Genomic DNA, 18,325 nt, shown 5'->3' on the forward strand with positions numbered 1-18,325 from the left:
TGAAATCAAAAAAATCACTGAAATCAAACTTTAAATAAACTATCCACAAATGCCTGCCTGTCAAATAACTGCAGATGATCCATGCCTTCGCCTACACCTATATATTTCACCGGGATCTTGAACTGATCTGATATACCAATCACCACGCCCCCTTTTGCCGTACCGTCAAGCTTGGTAAGCGCCAGGGCGTTTACGTTAGTGGCCTCGGTAAATTGCTTGCATTGCTCAATGGCGTTTTGCCCGGTTGAGGCATCCAGCACCAGCAAAATCTCGTGCGGAGCTCCGGGAATCACCTTTTGCATCACGTTCTTGATTTTGGTTAACTCGTTCATCAAACCAACTTTATTATGCAAACGGCCGGCAGTATCTATAATAGCTACATCATCGCCGTTGGCCACTGCCGAGCGCAGCGTATCGTAAGCAACCGAAGCCGGATCTGATCCCATGGCCTGGGCAACAACTTTTACGCCAACACGCTCACCCCAAAGCTTGATCTGATCGACTGCGGCAGCACGGAAGGTATCGGCAGCACCTAAAACTACCTGGTTGCCGGCCTGTTTTAATTTGTGAGCCAGCTTGCCTATGGTAGTGGTTTTACCCACACCATTAACACCAACAACCATGATTACATATGGCTTATGATCGCCATATTCAAAATTACGAAAATCGTTGCTGTTGTTTTCGGCAAGCAACTGCTGAATCTCATCTTTCAACAGGGAGTTCAGCTCATTGGTGCTTACGTATTTGTCGCGGGCAACGCGGGCCTGGATCCTGTCGATGATCTTGAGGGTGGTACTTACACCAACATCGGAGGTAACCAATACTTCTTCCAAATCATCAAGCACATCATCATCAACGGTTGATTTACCGGCGATGGCTTTAGTGATCTTTGAAAAAAAGTTATCCTTGGTTTTTTCCAAACCGGTGTCAAGCGCCTGCTGGTCCTGCTGCGTATTTTCCTTTTTCTTAAAAAAATCAAATAATCCCATATTACGATGTGCGGATTTTAGATTACAGATGTGCAGATTATCAATATGCAAATATGCGGATTTCAGATGTGCAGATTGATTTTTTTCATCTGCATATCTGCACATTTAAAATCTGCACATCAAACAAAAAAAGCCCTCTCGTAAAAACAAGACGGCTTCAATATTTTAATCAAAGAGTGATTATATAGTTTTACCAGCAATTGCATCCTTAACTAAATCGTTAGGGACAATTTGGGTTTTGAATGAATAAGCACCAGTTTTAGGTGATTTATTCATGGTGATCACTTTTGAATATTCTTTGCCTTTACCTGCTACTTTCAGGGTTGCAACTACTTTCTTTGCCATTTCTTGTTAATTTTTTGAATTAGTGAATGATTTAATTAGCAAGTTAATTGTTGTTAGCATGTTAACCTAATCAACCAATCAACTTCATCAACCAATTATTTTATCTCTTTGTGAACAGTTACCTTACGTAAAACCGGGTTGAATTTTTTCAACTCTAATCTTTCGGTAGTATTTTTCTTGTTCTTAGTGGTGATATAGCGAGACATGCCTGGCATACCGCTTGTTTTGTGTTCGGTGCACTCTAAAATCACCTGAACCCTGTTGCCTTTTTTTGCCATTTTATTTTTATGTTGTACGTGTCACCTCACGGCTTACGTAATTTTTCAATTTTATTATACTGCTAAACTTGCAGGCCAACTACTAAATGTAGCCTTTTTTAACAAATTTATTAATGCAGGCGGTAATACCGTTTTTGCTGATAGTTTTCACAGCAGAAGTAGATACCTTTAAGGTAATCCATTTATCTTCTTCAGGAATATAAAACTTTTTAAGTTTCAAGTTAGGATGAAACCTGCGTTTTGTTTTAACGTTTGAGTTTGAAACGTTGTTACCTACGATAGATCCTTTTCCTGTTAGATCACAAATTCTTGACATGACAAATATTTTTAATTATCAACCCTTTATCCAAAAAGAGTTTGCAAATATCAGACTTTTAAATCAAATATTCAACAGTGATTTAAAAAATTTTCAAAAAAGATTTTCGACGATGCCAGACACCTATCTAATTAGTTAATAACAGGTTATTTTTTCTTGTATTTGCTATTGTCTGAACTCGAATTTATGGAATTTCGTGAATTGACAGAATGCTAAACAAATTCCATAAATTCTTTAATTCGTTTAATTCGAGTTCAGACAATAGCCATCGCACGCTATGGGTTTTCCACTTCTATCCCTAACGCTGCCACCGCATCAACCCAATAACAATACCAAAATATAGAGCCGTTATTCGTCCAATCGCTACTTCTTAAAAAAATTTAAAAAGTAGCGATTTTAGTTTACACATCGCACATAAATTATTAAATTACGCCCACCATTTAAACCCGTATGAAAGCGTTATAAGCTATACATAAACAAACAATTTAAGCACATAACAGCTCCATCAACCAAACACCAAACAACCAATGAAAATTACATCGTTTGAAGAGTACAAAAAAGTTTACCAGCAAAGCGTTGAGCAGCCCGAACAATTCTGGGCCGGCATTGCCGATAATTTTTTATGGAAAAAAAAGTGGGACACCATACTCGACTGGAACTTTAAAGAACCAAAGATTAAATGGTTTCAGGGCGCACAACTCAATATTACCGAGAATTGCCTCGACCGCCATCTGGAAACTCTTGGCGATAAACCAGCTATCATTTGGGAACCAAACGACCCGGAAGAAGACCACCGTATATTAACGTACCGTCAGCTTCACGATAAAGTTTGCCAGTTTGCCAATGTGCTAAAAAACAATGGTGCTAAAAAAGGAGATCGCGTTTGTATCTATATGCCGATGATTCCTGAGCTGGCCATTGCTGTTTTGGCCTGCGCCCGTATCGGTGCTATTCACTCGGTAGTGTTTGGTGGTTTTTCGGCGCAATCAATTGCCGACAGGATCAACGACGCTGAATGTAATATCGTGATCACCTGCGACGGCGGTAAACGTGGTAATAAAGAAGTACCGCTTAAAACTGTAATTGATGATGCTTTGGTTCAATGCCGTTCGGTTAAAAAAGTAATTGTACTTACCCGCAGCCGTACGCCGGTATCCATGATCAAAGGCCGCGATGTTTGGTGGGAAGACGAGATCAAAAAAGTGGAAACGCAAGGTAACCCAAGCTGTCCTGCCGAGGTTATGGATGCCGAGGATATGCTGTTTATCCTGTACACATCGGGCTCAACCGGTAAACCTAAAGGCGTAGTGCATACCTGTGGTGGTTACATGGTTTATGCCGGCTATACCTTTGCCAACGTATTCCAGTACAACCAGGGCGAGGTTTATTTTTGTACTGCTGATATCGGCTGGATCACCGGCCACTCCTATATAGTATATGGCCCGCTTTCTCAAGGAGCTACTACATTGATGTTTGAAGGTATCCCAACCTACCCTGATTGCGGTCGTTTTTGGGAGATTGTTGATAAGTTTAAAGTAAACATATTATATACTGCGCCAACCGCCATCCGCTCGTTAATGAGCTTCGGGTTGGATAATGTGAATAACAAGGATCTGAGCTCGCTTAAAAAATTAGGCTCGGTAGGCGAACCTATCAATGAAGAGGCATGGCATTGGTTTGACGATAACATCGGTAAAAACCGCTGCCCAATTGTTGATACCTGGTGGCAAACCGAAAACGGCGGTATCATGATCTCGCCAATTGCAGGCATTACCCCAACAAAACCTGGTTATGCTACCTTACCCCTGCCAGGCGTACAGCCTGTTTTGGTTGATGAAAACGGCAAAGTAATTGAAGGCAACGGCGTAAGCGGCAACCTTTGTATCAAATTCCCGTGGCCGGGTATGCTGCGCACCACTTATGGCGATCATGAGCGCTGCCGCACCACTTATTTTGCCACTTACGAAAATATGTATTTTACCGGCGACGGTTGCCTGCGCGATGAGGATGGTTATTACCGCATTACCGGCAGGGTAGATGATGTATTAAACGTATCCGGCCACCGTATCGGCACTGCCGAAGTGGAGAACGCCATCAACATGCACAGCAGTGTTGTTGAATCGGCAGTGGTTGGTTATCCGCATGATATTAAAGGGCAGGGTGTTTACGCCTATGTGGTTAGTCCGGATAAACATGGCGATGAAGAGATCACCCGCAAGGATATCATCATGACAGTATCACGTATTATAGGCCCGATTGCCAAACCGGATAAAATCCAGTTTGTAACAGGTTTGCCAAAAACACGTTCGGGCAAGATCATGCGCCGTATTTTGCGCAAGATAGCTGAAGGCGATACTTCAAACCTGGGAGACACCAGCACTTTGCTCGATCCATCAGTTGTGGACGAGATTAAAGCAGGAGCATTATAATAAAACTAATTCGCGTTCTTTCTGAATGCGGCCCAAACATAAAACGGGATGCCGGCAAGAAGCAGTAAGAAGCCATAATATACTGCTTCTTGCCCAGCTCCCGCAATGGCCCAAAGCGCGTAGCCAAAAGCCATTACAGCCAACGCCACAGCTCCGGCCCAGCCGCCTGCCTGTGGCGTTTTCCGCACCCGGATAACGAGATAAGCCGCCGCGGATAACAAATAAGGGATCAAGACACTCAACAACGAGAGCAGCAGCAGGAATTTAAACTGAGCCACCAAACCTTTGGTATAATTCATGGTCATGAATAGTGATACCATTACACTGCTGATGATGATACCCATATAAGGCACACCTTTTTTATTGGTGCGGCTGAATATGGGCGGGAAAAGTTTGTCTTTTGAAATAGCGTAAGGTACCTGCCCCTGTAGCAACGTCCATCCATTAAGCGAACCGAAAGCTGCGATAGCAATACCCGCACTTACCCAGTAACGGGCACTGTCGCCGTAGATGATCACCGCCGTATCAGCATAAGGCGTAAGTGATTTTTGCAATTGCGCCGCCGGGATAATACCGATAACACTTACACTGCCCAGTATATAAACAAACGTAGTAATAAGCAGCCCCAGCATAGTTGCCCTGGCTACCGTTTTTTCGGGGTTAGCCACACTGCCCGCTGGCACGGTAGCGCTTTCAATGCCAATAAAGGCAAACATAGTCATGGTGGCTGTCGCCTGTAAAGCGCTTACTATACTACTACCGCTTGCGTTAAAAGGTGTAAAATTGGCCATCTTAATAAAAAACAGGCCACCTACAGCCACAAGTAACAATGGTAACACTTTTAAAATAGTAGTAACCAGTTGCAGTTTACCGCCTGCAACAATGCCCAGCGTATTGATATAAGCCAATAACCATATCGAACATAAACCGGTGATTACAGCAATGATACTGCTACTGCCCAGCACCGGAAAAAAAGTGCTCAAAGCACTTACAAACGATATGGTGATAGCCGCATTGGCACAAGCTACTGCGAGGTAATATCCCCAGGCCACTAAAAAACCGATGAAATCGCCCAGTCCATCGCGCGTATAGGCGTATGGTCCGCCGGTAGCATGAGGCAACAATTTGCTCAGGTTACTGAAAACCCGGGCTAAAAAGAATGACCCTATTGCCGAAAACACCCATCCCAATAAACCAATGCTCCCGAATGAAGCCATAGCCGCCGGCATCAGGAAAATACCAGCACCAATCATATTGCCAATCACAAGCGAGGTGCTGGTCCACAGGCCTAATTTGTTTTTCTCGGGAATGATTTCGGGCATAGATTTTTGTTTTGCTGAAAAGATAGGATTTTTCCGGAGAAATATAACGAAGCCTCCTCCACTTCAATTTTATGTACTATAGCTAACTTTTCGATAAAAAATAAGATATTATCTAAACATTTACCTGCAAAATTGCTTTTATAGCAGGTTATTGCTTTTTAAAAAGCGGTTCTGCATTTGCATACCTTGTTCGCCTCAAAAATGAAAAACAAAAAAACTGTGACCGGCGTGATGCTGGTACTATGCGCGCTGTTTATTATCAGTTTTAAAAACGCAGGTAAAAGAATCATGCCGCCGGTTAAGGACACTACTAATGGCGGCTTGTTCCTGCCCGGCAAATTTAAAGCTGTAGTAGTGGTTGATAGCCTGCAAGGCAGGGCAAGACATATTGCAGTGAACACCAATGGGGATGTGTATGTAAAACTCCGCTTCCCTGATTCGATAGGCGGCAATGTTGCCCTACGCGACACCAATGGCGATGGCCGGGCTGATATCATCAAAAAATTTGCCAATTATGAGGATAAAGGCCCTTATGGCACGGGGATGAGAGTGCATAAAGGCTACCTGTATTTTAGCTCCGAGGCAAACGTTTATCGTACCAAACTAAATCCTAAATCGCTTGTGCCCGATGGTCCGCTCGAATTGATTTTGCATGATGCTACCGCTCCTCATGAACATGATGCCAAGCCTTTGGCTTTTGACAATGCAGGGCATATGTATGTGGCTTTCGGCGCCCCCTCAAACGCCTGCCAGGAACAAAACAGGGTCCCCGGTTCAAAGGGGATCAAGGGTTGTCCATTGTTAAAGGAATACGGCGGCATCTGGCAGTTTGACGAGGCTAAACCCAACCAGGTACAGGCCGATGGCATCCGTTATGCTACCGGCATGCGCAGTGTTGTTGCTATGGAGTGGAACACGGCCGATAATTGCCTGTATGTGGTGGCCCACGGCCGCGACGACCTGCGCCTGCAGTTCCCTAAAATATTCAGCGCCTGGCAAAGTGCAGTACTGCCTGCCGAAGAGTTCATTAAAGTAAAAAAAGGCACAGATGCAGGCTGGCCTTACTACTATTATGACCCTATTAAGAAGAAAAAACTATTGAACCCCGAATACGGCGGTAATGGCATAAAAGCAGGAAACGGCGCTAAATATGCTCAACCAATTATGGCTTTCCCGGCTCACTGGGCTCCTAATGATCTGTTCTTTTACACTGGCGATCAGTTTCCGGCAAGATATAAAAACGGAGCTTTTATTGCCTTTCACGGTTCAACCAATAGGTCGCCCTATCCACAGGCTGGTTTTTTTGTGTGCTTTGTGCCGTTTAAGAACGGAAAGCCAGCTGGCCAGTGGGAAATCTTTGCCGACGGCTTTACTGGTAAAAGCACGGTAGTAAGTGTAAGCGATGCTGTTTACCGGCCTATGGGGCTGGCTATGGGGCCCGATGGTTCATTGTACATCAGCGAAACAGAAGAAGGAAAGATCTGGAAAATCTCCTACACCGGGAATAAAGCAGGGTTCGGCAAGGCCGATCTTGCCAAAATGGAATTGCGCAAAAAACTCCCTGCCTTCCGGCTGCCCGATGTTCTAAAGAGCGACCTCCAAACCGGCATGCTAAAAGGCGGCGCTAAAATTTATAATACTTACTGCACCAATTGCCATCAAAAAAATGGCCGTGGCGATGGTAATATGATCCCTCCGCTCAGCGGCTCGGAATGGGTTACCGGTGGCAAGTATATGGAAAAAGAACTGGCCATAAGGGTACTGCTTAACGGTCTTGATGGGCCAATCAAGGTAAAAAACAGGCCTTACAACAGCGCCATGCCCAAGCATAACTTTTTAAATGATGCCGATATTGCGGCAGTGCTGACTTACATCCGCAATAATTTCGGCAATAACAGCAGCCTGGTTACGGCGGCTGAAGTTAAAAAGATAAGGGCGGAGAAATAACATCTCCAGAAAAATCACCAACCCCGCACATTTTTGCAACAATTAAAAACTTACTTTAGAGTTTTTGTACCATATATAACTATTACTGAAAGTATTGATGATTAACAATTTTCCGCTTAAAAAGCTTGTGCTGGTAGCCGGGCTTTGCTTACCTGTGTTCGCTTATGCGCAGGAAGCGCCAAAAACTAAACCTAACTGGCAAAATCTCGATCTTAAAACCGATTCCGTGTTCGGCATCAGTACCGAAAAAGCATATAACGAACTGCTAAAAGACAAAAAACACGTTACCGTGCTGGTAGCTGTAATTGACGGTGGCGTTGATGTTGATCATGAGGACCTTAAAAAGGTGATCTGGAACAACCCGAAAGAAATCGCCGGAAATAAAAAGGACGATGACAAAAACGGTTATGCCGATGATGTTCATGGATGGAATTTTATAGGCTCGGCTAAAGGTGATGTTCATTATGATAACCTTGAACTTACACGTCTCGTACGTATTAACAATGCTCGTTTCGCCAAAACAGACAGCACCAAACTTACTGGTAAGGACCTTACAGATTTTAAAGCATATGGCGCTATGAAAGCCGATATGGACAAGCAAGTTGCCAAAGCCCAGCAAACATATACCGTCATCAATAAATTCAACACCCTGCTTGATGGCGTGCTTGCAAAATTGGGGAGCCAAAATCCAAGCCTTGAGGACATCAAAAAATTTGAGCCCAAAGACAACGGCGAAGCTTATGTTAAGCGAGTACTGGAAAGTGCCCTGCCCGAGTTTAAGAATATGGCTGATTTCAGGGAGAAAGAAGTAAATGGCGGCTTAACCCATTTCAAAGAGCAGTTGGATTATCATCTTAACCTTAATTTTAATTCAAGGGATACCGTTGGCGATAACTACAACAATGTCAACGAACATTTTTACGGCAATAATGACGTAACCGGCCCGGATGCGGATCATGGTACGCACGTTGCCGGGATCATAGGTGCGGTAAGGGATAACAATTTGGGTATTATGGGCGTGGCCAATGACGTAGCTATTATGTCGGTGCGCACAGTACCCACCGGCGACGAACGTGATAAAGATGTAGCCAATGCCATTCGCTATGCTGCTGCAAACGGAGCTAAGGTAATCAACATGAGCTTTGGCAAAAGCTATTCATACAACAAAAAAGCGGTTGATGAAGCTGTAAAATTTGCATTAAGTAAGGATGTGTTGCTGGTGCATGCTGCCGGTAATGACAACAACAATACCGAAGTTGAGCTGAACGTGCCTAACAGGACTTACGAAGATAAAAGCGGTGTGGCAGGTGCATGGATTGAGGTAGGCGCATCTGGCCCTAAAGACGATGAAACACTGAAAGCATCTTTCTCCAACTATGGTAAAACCAGTGTTGATGTATTTGCACCGGGCGTGGCTATCAATTCAACCACACCAAAATCAACCTATGGCGAGCACGATGGCACCAGTATGGCGGCACCGGTGGTAACCGGCCTGGCAGCGCTGATCCGTTCATATTATCCTAAACTGACAGCTGTGCAGGTTAAAGAGATCATTATGAAATCGGTAGTGAAAATATCACATAATGTAGAAATCAAAGACGGTGAGACTAAAAAAGAAGTTCCATTTAGCGATCTTTGTGTAACCGGCGGTGTGGTTAATGCTTATAACGCGCTTCAGCTGGCTGCCACTTATTAAGATCAACCATTTATGAAGAATATCATCCTCCGGATACCGGTATGCACATTTTTACTGGGTATGTTTTTAGGCTTTAACGCCTGCGCACAAACAGTTGTAACCAAAGTATCAGGCGGATGGATAAAAGGTATTGAGGAAGGGCCGACATTGGTGTTTAAAGGTATTCCGTATGCCAAACCACCGGTTGGCCCTTTACGCTTTATGCCACCACAGCCAACGACATCGTGGAAAGACACTCTCTCCTGCATGAAGTTTGGCAGTCCCGCATCACAGGGCGGCGGCGCTGGCGGACTTAAAGGCAGTGAAGATTGCCTTTCGTTAAATGTTTATACCCCTACAACCGCCAGGGATGCCAAACTTCCGGTACTGGTATGGGTGCACGGGGGTTCGCTTACAGGAGGCTCGGGTATGGGGATGAACGGGCACGCCTTCGCCGACGATGACAGTGTTGTTACCGTTACCATTAATTACCGACTTGGTGTTTTTGGCTTTATGTATTTGGGGGATGTAAGTAAAGCCTACCAATCTTCGGGTAATAATGGTTTGCTTGATCTGATCATGGCGCTGAAATGGATCAGGCAAAACATTGCTGCCATGGGCGGCGATGCATCAAATGTTACCGTAATGGGCGAGTCGGCAGGGGCCAAACTAACCAGTGCCCTGTTGGCAACGCCACAATCTAAAGGCTATTTTAAACAGCAAATTTTAGAAAGCGGTGCAGTACAGTGCATCAGGGATTCTGTTACGGCCAAAGGCATCAGGCGACGCCTAATGACCGAACTGGGCGTTACCAAACCAGCCGAACTGCTCAACATCTCTGCCGAGAAACTTATAGCAGCACAGGCAAAGATCAGCAACGGCGCACAGGGCACCAACTATTTCGGCCCCGTAATAGATGGTTCTGTTATTTCAGAGGATCCTTATCAATACATTCGTAAAAACAGGAATGATAAAGTACGTTTCCTGATCGGCACCAATAAATTTGAAAGCAAAATGTTTATGGGTTTTGATAAGCGCCTTAATCATCCCGATAGTACAGTACTGTACGGATGGTTTGGTGATAACTACCGTTATGTTCTATCAAACTTTGAAAGTGAAGCTAAAAATGGCAATGCCGATAGTGCGGCCATAAAAGTACTTACACAATACATGTACCAAATGCACAGTTACCGGCTGGCCAACACTTTGGTGCAGGCAGGCAACCACGTTTGGATGTACCGGTTCGACTACAAACGCGACGGTACCGGCGCTACCCACGCCGATGAATTAGGCTATGTTTGGCTTCTGCCTCATCAAAATAATTTTAATGATACCGAGCTGAAGCTCGCCAGCCAAATACACCAAACCTGGGTTAATTTTATAAAGGGTAAGGCCCCCGGCCTGATAAATGACAAACCATGGCCGCATTTTGTAGCCGGCGAAAACAATATCATGATTTTTGATAGCATATCAGGTCCGGTGCAGCTTAGTAAAATTTACAACGACAAGGCCAGCCCTTCTTCTTGTTTTATTTTGAAGTAGATTTTCTATCCGACTAAACATTATTCAAGCCCTCCCGATAATTGACAGTAGTTTAATTGGTAAAACTTTATTTGTTTTCAAAACCCGGTTGCAAATATTACCGTATACATCATAAAATTATTGAGAAAAATATAGCCTAATTAAAATCCGGTTAATATATTAATAATGCTTATACGAGATACTTAAAGCGTTTCGTAAATATTTTTGAGATAATTTAAGTATTATTACTGTTACTTAATGACACCCCTACGTTAAATGGCCGATCCAAAATTCGCGGCTTATTGCCGTCACATTGCACAATTTCTGGCGTGTTTACTGCTTTTTATTTCAGGGGCTCCGTTTAGCTTATCTGCCCAGATCTCCGACTCCCGGTTCAGGCATATCAGCAACGAACAAGGGCTTTCAAATAGCACAGTAAATTGCATCTTTCAGGATAGCCGCGGTTTTATGTGGTTCGGCACACGCGATGGCTTAAACCGGTATGACGGCTCAAAAGTGCTCATCTATCAAAACAATCCTGCAGATAAGGCTACCATAAGCGATAATTTTATCAATTGTATTTACGAAGATGCAGCTCATAAACTTTGGATCGGCACCAATTATAACCTGAATAGCTTTGATCCGGTTACTAATAAATTTTCGGCCTGGGGTTTTAAAAACACAACCATTACCGCAGTGACAGCGCAGGATGATACCCATTTATGGGTAGGTACACAAGGTAACGGATTAAGTCTGCTCGATATCAAAACGGGTAAGACTGTACATTACGGGCATAATAAGCAAAACGGGACAGGTGTCAGCTGCGACACCATAAACACACTTTACAAAGACAACAAGGGTACTTTATGGGTAGGCACACGCCATGGTCTTTGTGTATTTGATGCCGCTAAACACGCGTTTAAACCATTTACAATTAACGGGCCTGTTGCCGGCTGCGATATTACATCCATTACGGCCGATAAAGCCAACAACATCTGGATTGGTACTAACGGACAGGGCGTAGCGACATTTGACACACAGGGTAAACATTTCAGATTGTTTGCGCATGATGATATGGATAACGGCAGCTTGTCGGGTAACCTGGTATTACAGGTGCTTTGTGACAGTAATGGAAATATCTGGATTGGCACTATTAACCAGGGCATGAACTTGTTTAATGCCCAAAGCAATAAATTTGTCAGGTATTTTCCGCGGCCCGAAAACGCAGGCAGCCTTTCAAACACCACCGTCTCGGCAATTTATGAGGATATACAACATGACCTTTGGATAGGCACACACCGCGGCGGGGTTAATTTGTATGTAGCCGAAACCGATAAATTTAAGCTCTACAGGCAAGGCATCAATGAAACCACCTTAAGCTATAATGATGTCAAGGCTTTTTTTGAGGATAGCAGGGGCAACATCTGGATAGGTACCGATGGCGGCGGCCTTAACCTGTTTAACCGTAAAACCGATCAGTTTCGTCAGTATAAATTTAATCCTTATGATGGTTCAAGTATCTCCACTAACGCCATACAGGATATTGCCGAAGATGCGCAAGGCAACATTTGGGTAGGCACCTGGGGGGGTGGCATCAACCTCATGAACCCGGTAACCGGAAAGTTTACCCGTTTTAAAGCTAATGCCGCCGACCATAATGCGGTAAGCTCGGATTTTATGCAGCGAATGTTGCTGGATAGCCGCGGCAACTTTTGGGTGGCTTCGTACTTCGGCGGCCTTAATTTGCTGGATACCAAAACGCACAAATTTACCCGCATACTGAAAGACCCGGATGGCAAAACCTCGTTTGAAGGGAACAACGTTGTTTCGGTGGGCGAAGATAAAGATGGCAATATTTGGTTTGGTACTGATGATGGCGGCCTTAACTGTTATAACTTAAACACCCGTCGTTTTTCGCATTATTTTGATCATGAAAAAAAGAAAACCGATTCGAGGGTAATTTTTACCGATAGCAAAGGCCGGGTTTGGATTGGGATGGCCGGTTTATATCTGTTTGATAAGGCCAATAACAAATTCAACCTGTTTACGGCTAAAGGCAATTTAAGCACCGACTACATCAAGGGAATTACCGAAGATGAAAAACACAATCTTTGGATTTCCACATCCACAGGGATCAATCGCTTAAACCCTGAAACAGGCGACAATAAGCAATTTAACACTTATGATGGCTTACAAGGCACCGAGTTTGAAGCCAATGCCTACCTTAAAACCCGCGATGGTGAGATGTATTTTGGCGGCATTAAAGGCTTCAACAGGTTTTATCCCGAAAAAATAAAAGCCAACACATTTATCCCCCCCGTCTACTTAACCGATTTTCAATTGTATAATAAATCGATAGTACCGGGAAAACAGGACTCTTTGCTGAAAAACGATATAAGCTTTACAAGAAAAATAACGCTTAATTACAATCAATCATCCATCGCCTTTAATTTCATCGCGCTTAATTATATCGTAAGCCGTAACAATCTTTACCGGTATAAGCTGGATGGACAGGATAAAGACTGGATCAATGCCGGTATGGAGCGGCGGGCAGCTTATACCAATCTCGATCCGGGAACTTATACCTTTCATGTAAAGGCATCCAATAACGATGGGGTTTGGAATAACATTGGCGCATCGGTCATTATTGTAGTCACCCCGCCGTTTTGGGTACGATGGTGGTTCAGGCTGCTGGTATTACTGTTTATTATAACAGCTGCCTACAGCTTTTACGCCTACCGTATCAATGCAATCCAAAAACAGAAAGCGCATCTTGAAAAGCTTGTGCAGGAACGTACCCGCGAGGTTGTGCAAAAAGCCGGTGAGCTGCAGGTAAAATCAACTGAATTGCAGGAAGCTTACGAAGAATTGCAAGCCCAGTCGGAAGAGTTAAAGGCACAATCGGAAGAGCTGCAGGTTCAGTCCGAACATCTGCATGTGCTTAATAATAAATTGGTGCTGCAAACAGAGCAGGAACAACAGGCAAGGGAAGAAGCGGAAAAAGCCAACCAGGCCAAGAGTATTTTCCTGGCAACAATGAGCCACGAAATCCGCACGCCAATGAACGGCGTTATAGGTATGGCCTCGCTGCTTGCCGAAACAAAGCTTGATTATGAACAACGGGAATATACCGATACCATTATCAGTTGTGGTGAAGGTTTACTGAGCGTAATAAACGATATTCTTGATTTTTCGAAGATTGAATCGGGTAAAATGGAGGTGGAGCATGAAGACTTCGATCTGCGCCATACCGTTGAAGAAGTAATGGATATTTTTGCACAAAGGGCTGCCCAGCAAAAAATAGATCTCATTTATCAAATCGACGAAGATGTTCCGCTGTACATTGTAGGTGATAGCCTCCGTATAAAACAGGTATTGATCAACCTTATCAATAACGCCATCAAGTTCACCTCCAAAGGAGAGATCTTTGTTAAAGTATTTTTAAAGGAGCAGATTGGTGAAGAGGCAGAAATTGGGCTTAGTGTAAAAGATACCGGCATCGGAATCCCGGAAGAAAAGATCTCGCGCCTGTTCAAAGCATTTTCGCAAGTTGATTCATCAACCACCCGTAAATATGGCGGTACGGGGCTTGGACTTGCCATTTGTCAACGATTGGTGAATTTAATGGGCGGCGATATTTCAGCAACAAGCAAATACGGCGAAGGCTCGGTGTTCAGTTTTTCTATCAAAACCATTAAAAGTAAAAACCCGGTACGTACACCGCTGGTTTGCGACCTGGCCGCATTAGCCGGATTACGGGTGCTCATAGTTGATGATAACGACACTAACTTATTTATACTCCGAACCCAGCTTGAAAATTGGAAGCTGGAGCCGGTAACAGCCTCATCAGGAGCCGGGGCCTTAGCTATACTTCAACAGGACGATAGCTTTAAATTACTGATAACCGATATGGAAATGCCTGAAATGGACGGTGTTGGCCTGGCAAACCAGGTTAAGATTAAATACCCAAAACTGCCAATTGTGATGCTAAGCTCCATTGGTGATGAAACCAAAAGTAAATTTCCGGGATTATTTTCATCTATATTGGTTAAACCTGTTAAGCAGCATCATTTGTGCATGAGCATCCAAAAAGCATTTAACCAGGACCACACAGCTACGACCGAAATTGCAGCCAAAAGCGTACTATCTGCCGATTTTGCCAAAGATCATCCGCTTCGGATCCTGGTGGCCGAGGATAACCCGATAAACCAAAAGCTGATTGAGCGCGTATTAAACAAGCTGGGCTACCAGCCTGATATGGCGACCAATGGTGTTTTTGTACTGGAAAAACTCGGCGAAAAAGACTACGATATTATTTTGATGGATATCCAGATGCCCGAAATGGATGGACTGGAAGCCACTGCCCAGATTCGCAATCAAGGTGGTTATCAACCCTACATAGTAGCCATGACAGCCAATGCTATGCAGGAAGATCGTGACATTTGTATGCAGGCTGGCATGGACGATTATCTGTCAAAACCCATGCGCCTGGAAGATTTAGTAACAATACTGGAAAAGGTACAGGTTTTAGGATAACCAGCCTCCGAGTCGACTCACCCGATCTGCACTTCGCTGGACTACCCTCTCTCCGGCTTCGCCGCAAAGAGGGTAAAAACAAAACGATAAAAGAGGCTGTATCATAAATCAAATGATGCAGTCTTGGTGTTGTGTTACCTACGAATTGAAATTTTAGCCGATAATATTTATACAAAATTTATGCAAAAAAGGGGGTTAACACATTTTTCGCATAAAATACATTTAACTATTTAATTATCAATTACATAGTTAAATATTAACCCTAAATTCTGTTAACCCTGTTAACCCCCTTTTTGTTGGTAGAATCAATCCAACCCAAAACTATATATCTTAAGTACCTGCAAAAAAAAGAGGCTGATCATGATTTATGATACAGCCTCGGGGCGCAATGTCATTAAGTTAAGAGTTTTAGAGGCTGCACCAGAGGTGCAAAAGGTTTGTAGAAATAGAAATGAATTGGATTTTTTGTGTGCCAAAGGTACACAACTCCGCTGTTCCGTACCTCTGGCACGGTTATTTTCGGTATATTATGTGCTACAAACCTGTTCCCCCTCTGGGGGATTTTCTTAACTTAATGACATTGCCCGGGGCGACAAGCAAAACGACGTCGGGTTAAGTTGACGAAGTTTTATTCCTACTCAAGCAGCTCGCATAGATAGCCATGTTTTTTAAGAATAGCTACAACCCGCCGATGGGAAATATCTGTGCCTTCAACCCTGAGAATTTTATCACAGTCTTCAAGATCGAAATTTACACGGCTATTAATGATTTGCTTTTGAAGCAAGGCGACCAATATTGAGGCATCTGCCGGATTCTCAACATTGGTTTTGAAAACCTCGACCATCGGATTAATGATTGTTTCCATTGCTGTGCTTGATTTGATGTTAAAAAGCGTAACCTAAAAGTGATAACTAATTCCCGATTCAACAGTAAGGCCTGTCTTTTTCAATTCGGCAAGTGGAACACGTTTGTTCAGGTCATTAAATGGTGCCCAGTTAACCTTTTGGTCTTTATTATAAAGGTCAAGCTTCTGCACAAAATTGTAACCACCACTTATTTGTACCGAAAAGTTTTTAGCCAGCTGATAATTATAAAAAAGCGTGTTTTTATATTGCTGCACCTGTAAATAATTGGATCCCGTTTTCTTTGATAAGCGGTATGAGCCTCCGCCAATACCAAAGTCGCTGCTGAAACCAATAATGCTTTTATCGCTTAGCTGGTATTTCAATTTTTCGGAAACCGGCAATGTACCGCTTAGACTTAATCTTTCGCTGATCTGCCATTCTATCCCGATAACAGGGAGCAGTATCGTACCGAAGAACTGACGCGAATAACCCGCCCCAACGGCATAGGAAAAGTTTTTTGATGTGCGGATCTTCAGCATGGCAAAACCAGAATACAACATATCATCGCCCGATACATCTTTCAAGTCTGACGACAAGGTGGGTATTGCAGATATTAGCAAGGCATACTTTTGAGAAAAGGACTTTTGGAATGTTATTGGCACTGAAACCGAGTAAAACTCGGTGCCGCCAAACGTTTTTCCCATACCGGACAAGGTAAGGCTGCTATAGCTAACGCCTGCAAGGAGGAAATCAAGTTTTCCATCTTTGAAATTGTTGATTAGCGGAATGTTTATAGAAGCATTTGACTGCTGTATACTCATATTTTTATGATTAACGGTAAATGGTGAATAGGAATACCCGGCATCAAAAGATCCGATTTTGGGCTTAAATACGGTATCGGTATTAGCTGCCTGATTTTGTTGGGCGTTGGCAGTAAAATTAAATGATATTAAAAGGATGACCAGATAAATTAAAGATGTTGCTTTCATTGCAATTGTGTGTTGTTAGAAGATTATTTCAATTTGCCCCTTAAACACGGCTGAAGCAACTTACCCCTATTACTGCCAAATATATTTTTCGGCAGGATGCACACCGAACCGCATAATCAAATTTTTTGAACGAAATAGAAAAATCCATTCGAGAATTATCCCGTACCTTTACCCATTATTGAAGATGATAGAAAAAGCAGTTAAAGTACCCGACGAATTGGTTTGTGCCCCTTATCACCATAGGGATATTAAGCTAAATGGCCTATCCATAGTGGAGTCATGCACCGTTACGCATCGGAGCCGTGGCTCCATGTTCCTGGAAGATCATATGCTGCTTGTTGTATTGGAAGGCACCAACACCATCACCCATGGCAACATGGACTATGTTGTTTCTAAAAATGAGATGGTGTTACTCAAAAAAGCGATCCAGATCAATTATGATAAGGTAGGCAATCCCGAAAAGGGCGCTACCTATAACAGCCTGATGTTTTTCCTGAAAGATGAATTTTTGCGCGATTTTGTTAAAATGGCCAAAATTGAATCGGTAGAAACAGTTGAGCCGGCAAAGGTAGCCGTGAAACCTGTTAAGGAACGCCTGCGTAAATTTTTTGAATCGGTAGTGCCCTACTTTGAAGAGCCCGAAAGTATTGATGGTTCATTGATGCGGCTTAAAATGCTGGAGCTGCTTTATGACCTCGTGCACGTGGATAAGAACATGCTTCAGCAATTGCTACAGCTTAAACAGCAGGTTCATGGCGATATCCGCAATGTAGTGATGGACAACTATGCCTCACCTGTTTCTATTTCCGAACTGGCGTATCTTTCAGGCCGCAGCCTTTCCAGTTTCAAGCGCGATTTCTTTGCCATTTACCAGGTTACCCCCGCACAGTGGATCCGTGAAAAACGATTGGCTAAAGCTAAGGAGATGCTTACGGCAGATATGGCAGTAACGGATGTTTGCTATTCACTTGGTTTCGAAAACCTTGCTCATTTTTCGCGTCTTTATAAAGCTTATCATGGTTGTTCGCCATCAGCCCACCGGCCAACTGTACAAATGCAGTAAAGAGATTTGGACAGAATAGTCAAATAACTTGAACTTTATAAAATAACGCCTTCTTGTTATAGTCCGCATC

Annotated in this window: 13 protein-coding genes; 6 read left to right on the top strand and 7 right to left on the bottom strand. The window is 43.5% G+C overall.

The features are described 5' to 3' along the window. Positions 1-23: 23 nt before the first annotated feature. The 4 genes from ftsY to rpmB all read right to left on the bottom strand — a co-directional run bounded on the left by ftsY (position 24) and on the right by rpmB (position 1,928). A complete protein-coding gene (gene ftsY, locus ACEN9X_RS08715; RefSeq protein WP_413669999.1) occupies positions 24-989 on the bottom strand; it encodes a signal recognition particle-docking protein FtsY in 966 nt (321 codons plus the stop codon). Between the two features lie 180 nt (positions 990-1,169). After that, on the bottom strand, positions 1,170-1,334 hold the full coding sequence (locus tag ACEN9X_RS08720; RefSeq protein WP_022830074.1) for a DUF4295 domain-containing protein: 165 nt from the start codon (positions 1,332-1,334) through the stop codon (positions 1,170-1,172). A gap of 95 nt (positions 1,335-1,429) precedes the next feature. Beyond that, the gene (gene rpmG / locus ACEN9X_RS08725) at positions 1,430-1,612 is read right to left on the bottom strand and encodes a 50S ribosomal protein L33 (RefSeq protein ID WP_022830075.1); all 183 of its coding nucleotides are present in this window, start codon (positions 1,610-1,612) and stop codon (positions 1,430-1,432) included. A gap of 82 nt (positions 1,613-1,694) precedes the next feature. Next, positions 1,695-1,928, bottom strand: a complete 234-nt coding sequence (rpmB, locus tag ACEN9X_RS08730; RefSeq protein WP_022830076.1) for a 50S ribosomal protein L28 — start codon at positions 1,926-1,928, stop codon at positions 1,695-1,697. A gap of 527 nt (positions 1,929-2,455) precedes the next feature. Between rpmB and acs the strand changes: the two genes are divergently transcribed. Continuing rightward, positions 2,456-4,357, top strand: coding sequence for an acetate--CoA ligase (gene acs, locus ACEN9X_RS08735; protein ID WP_413670000.1), 1,902 nt, complete (start codon positions 2,456-2,458; stop codon positions 4,355-4,357). A 5-nt stretch (positions 4,358-4,362) separates the two neighbouring features. Here acs and ACEN9X_RS08740 read toward each other — a convergent pair whose 3' ends face one another. After that, positions 4,363-5,679, bottom strand: a complete 1,317-nt coding sequence (locus ACEN9X_RS08740; RefSeq protein ID WP_413670001.1) for an amino acid permease — start codon at positions 5,677-5,679, stop codon at positions 4,363-4,365. A gap of 201 nt (positions 5,680-5,880) precedes the next feature. On the opposite strand from ACEN9X_RS08740, the gene ACEN9X_RS08745 reads away from it, so the two are divergent. The 4 genes from ACEN9X_RS08745 to ACEN9X_RS08760 all read left to right on the top strand — a co-directional run bounded on the left by ACEN9X_RS08745 (position 5,881) and on the right by ACEN9X_RS08760 (position 15,358). Next, the gene (locus tag ACEN9X_RS08745) at positions 5,881-7,626 is read left to right on the top strand and encodes a c-type cytochrome (RefSeq protein WP_413670002.1); all 1,746 of its coding nucleotides are present in this window, start codon (positions 5,881-5,883) and stop codon (positions 7,624-7,626) included. Positions 7,627-7,723: 97 nt separating this feature from the next. Next, positions 7,724-9,322 carry a S8 family peptidase gene (locus ACEN9X_RS08750; RefSeq protein ID WP_413670003.1) on the top strand — a complete coding sequence of 533 codons (1,599 nt, stop codon included), beginning with the start codon at positions 7,724-7,726 and terminating at the stop codon, positions 9,320-9,322. Between the two features lie 12 nt (positions 9,323-9,334). Then, positions 9,335-10,843 carry a carboxylesterase/lipase family protein gene (locus ACEN9X_RS08755; RefSeq protein WP_413670004.1) on the top strand — a complete coding sequence of 503 codons (1,509 nt, stop codon included), beginning with the start codon at positions 9,335-9,337 and terminating at the stop codon, positions 10,841-10,843. A 255-nt stretch (positions 10,844-11,098) separates the two neighbouring features. Continuing rightward, the gene (locus tag ACEN9X_RS08760) at positions 11,099-15,358 is read left to right on the top strand and encodes a two-component regulator propeller domain-containing protein (protein WP_413670005.1); all 4,260 of its coding nucleotides are present in this window, start codon (positions 11,099-11,101) and stop codon (positions 15,356-15,358) included. Positions 15,359-15,992: 634 nt separating this feature from the next. On the opposite strand, the gene ACEN9X_RS08765 is transcribed toward ACEN9X_RS08760, so the two are convergent. Beyond that, positions 15,993-16,223, bottom strand: a complete 231-nt coding sequence (locus ACEN9X_RS08765; protein WP_413670006.1) for a hypothetical protein — start codon at positions 16,221-16,223, stop codon at positions 15,993-15,995. 33 nt (positions 16,224-16,256) lie between these two features. Continuing rightward, positions 16,257-17,192 (bottom strand): DUF6268 family outer membrane beta-barrel protein, encoded by a 936-nt coding sequence (locus ACEN9X_RS08770; protein ID WP_413670007.1) that lies wholly within the window; start codon positions 17,190-17,192, stop codon positions 16,257-16,259. Between the two features lie 184 nt (positions 17,193-17,376). Between ACEN9X_RS08770 and ACEN9X_RS08775 the strand changes: the two genes are divergently transcribed. Then, entirely contained in the window at positions 17,377-18,255 is an 879-nt protein-coding gene (locus ACEN9X_RS08775) for a helix-turn-helix domain-containing protein (protein WP_413670008.1), read from the top strand. The last annotated feature ends 70 nt before the right edge of the window (positions 18,256-18,325 follow it).

This window comes from Mucilaginibacter sp. Mucisp86 (genome assembly GCF_047324315.1).
GTDB lineage: Bacteria > Bacteroidota > Bacteroidia > Sphingobacteriales > Sphingobacteriaceae > Mucilaginibacter.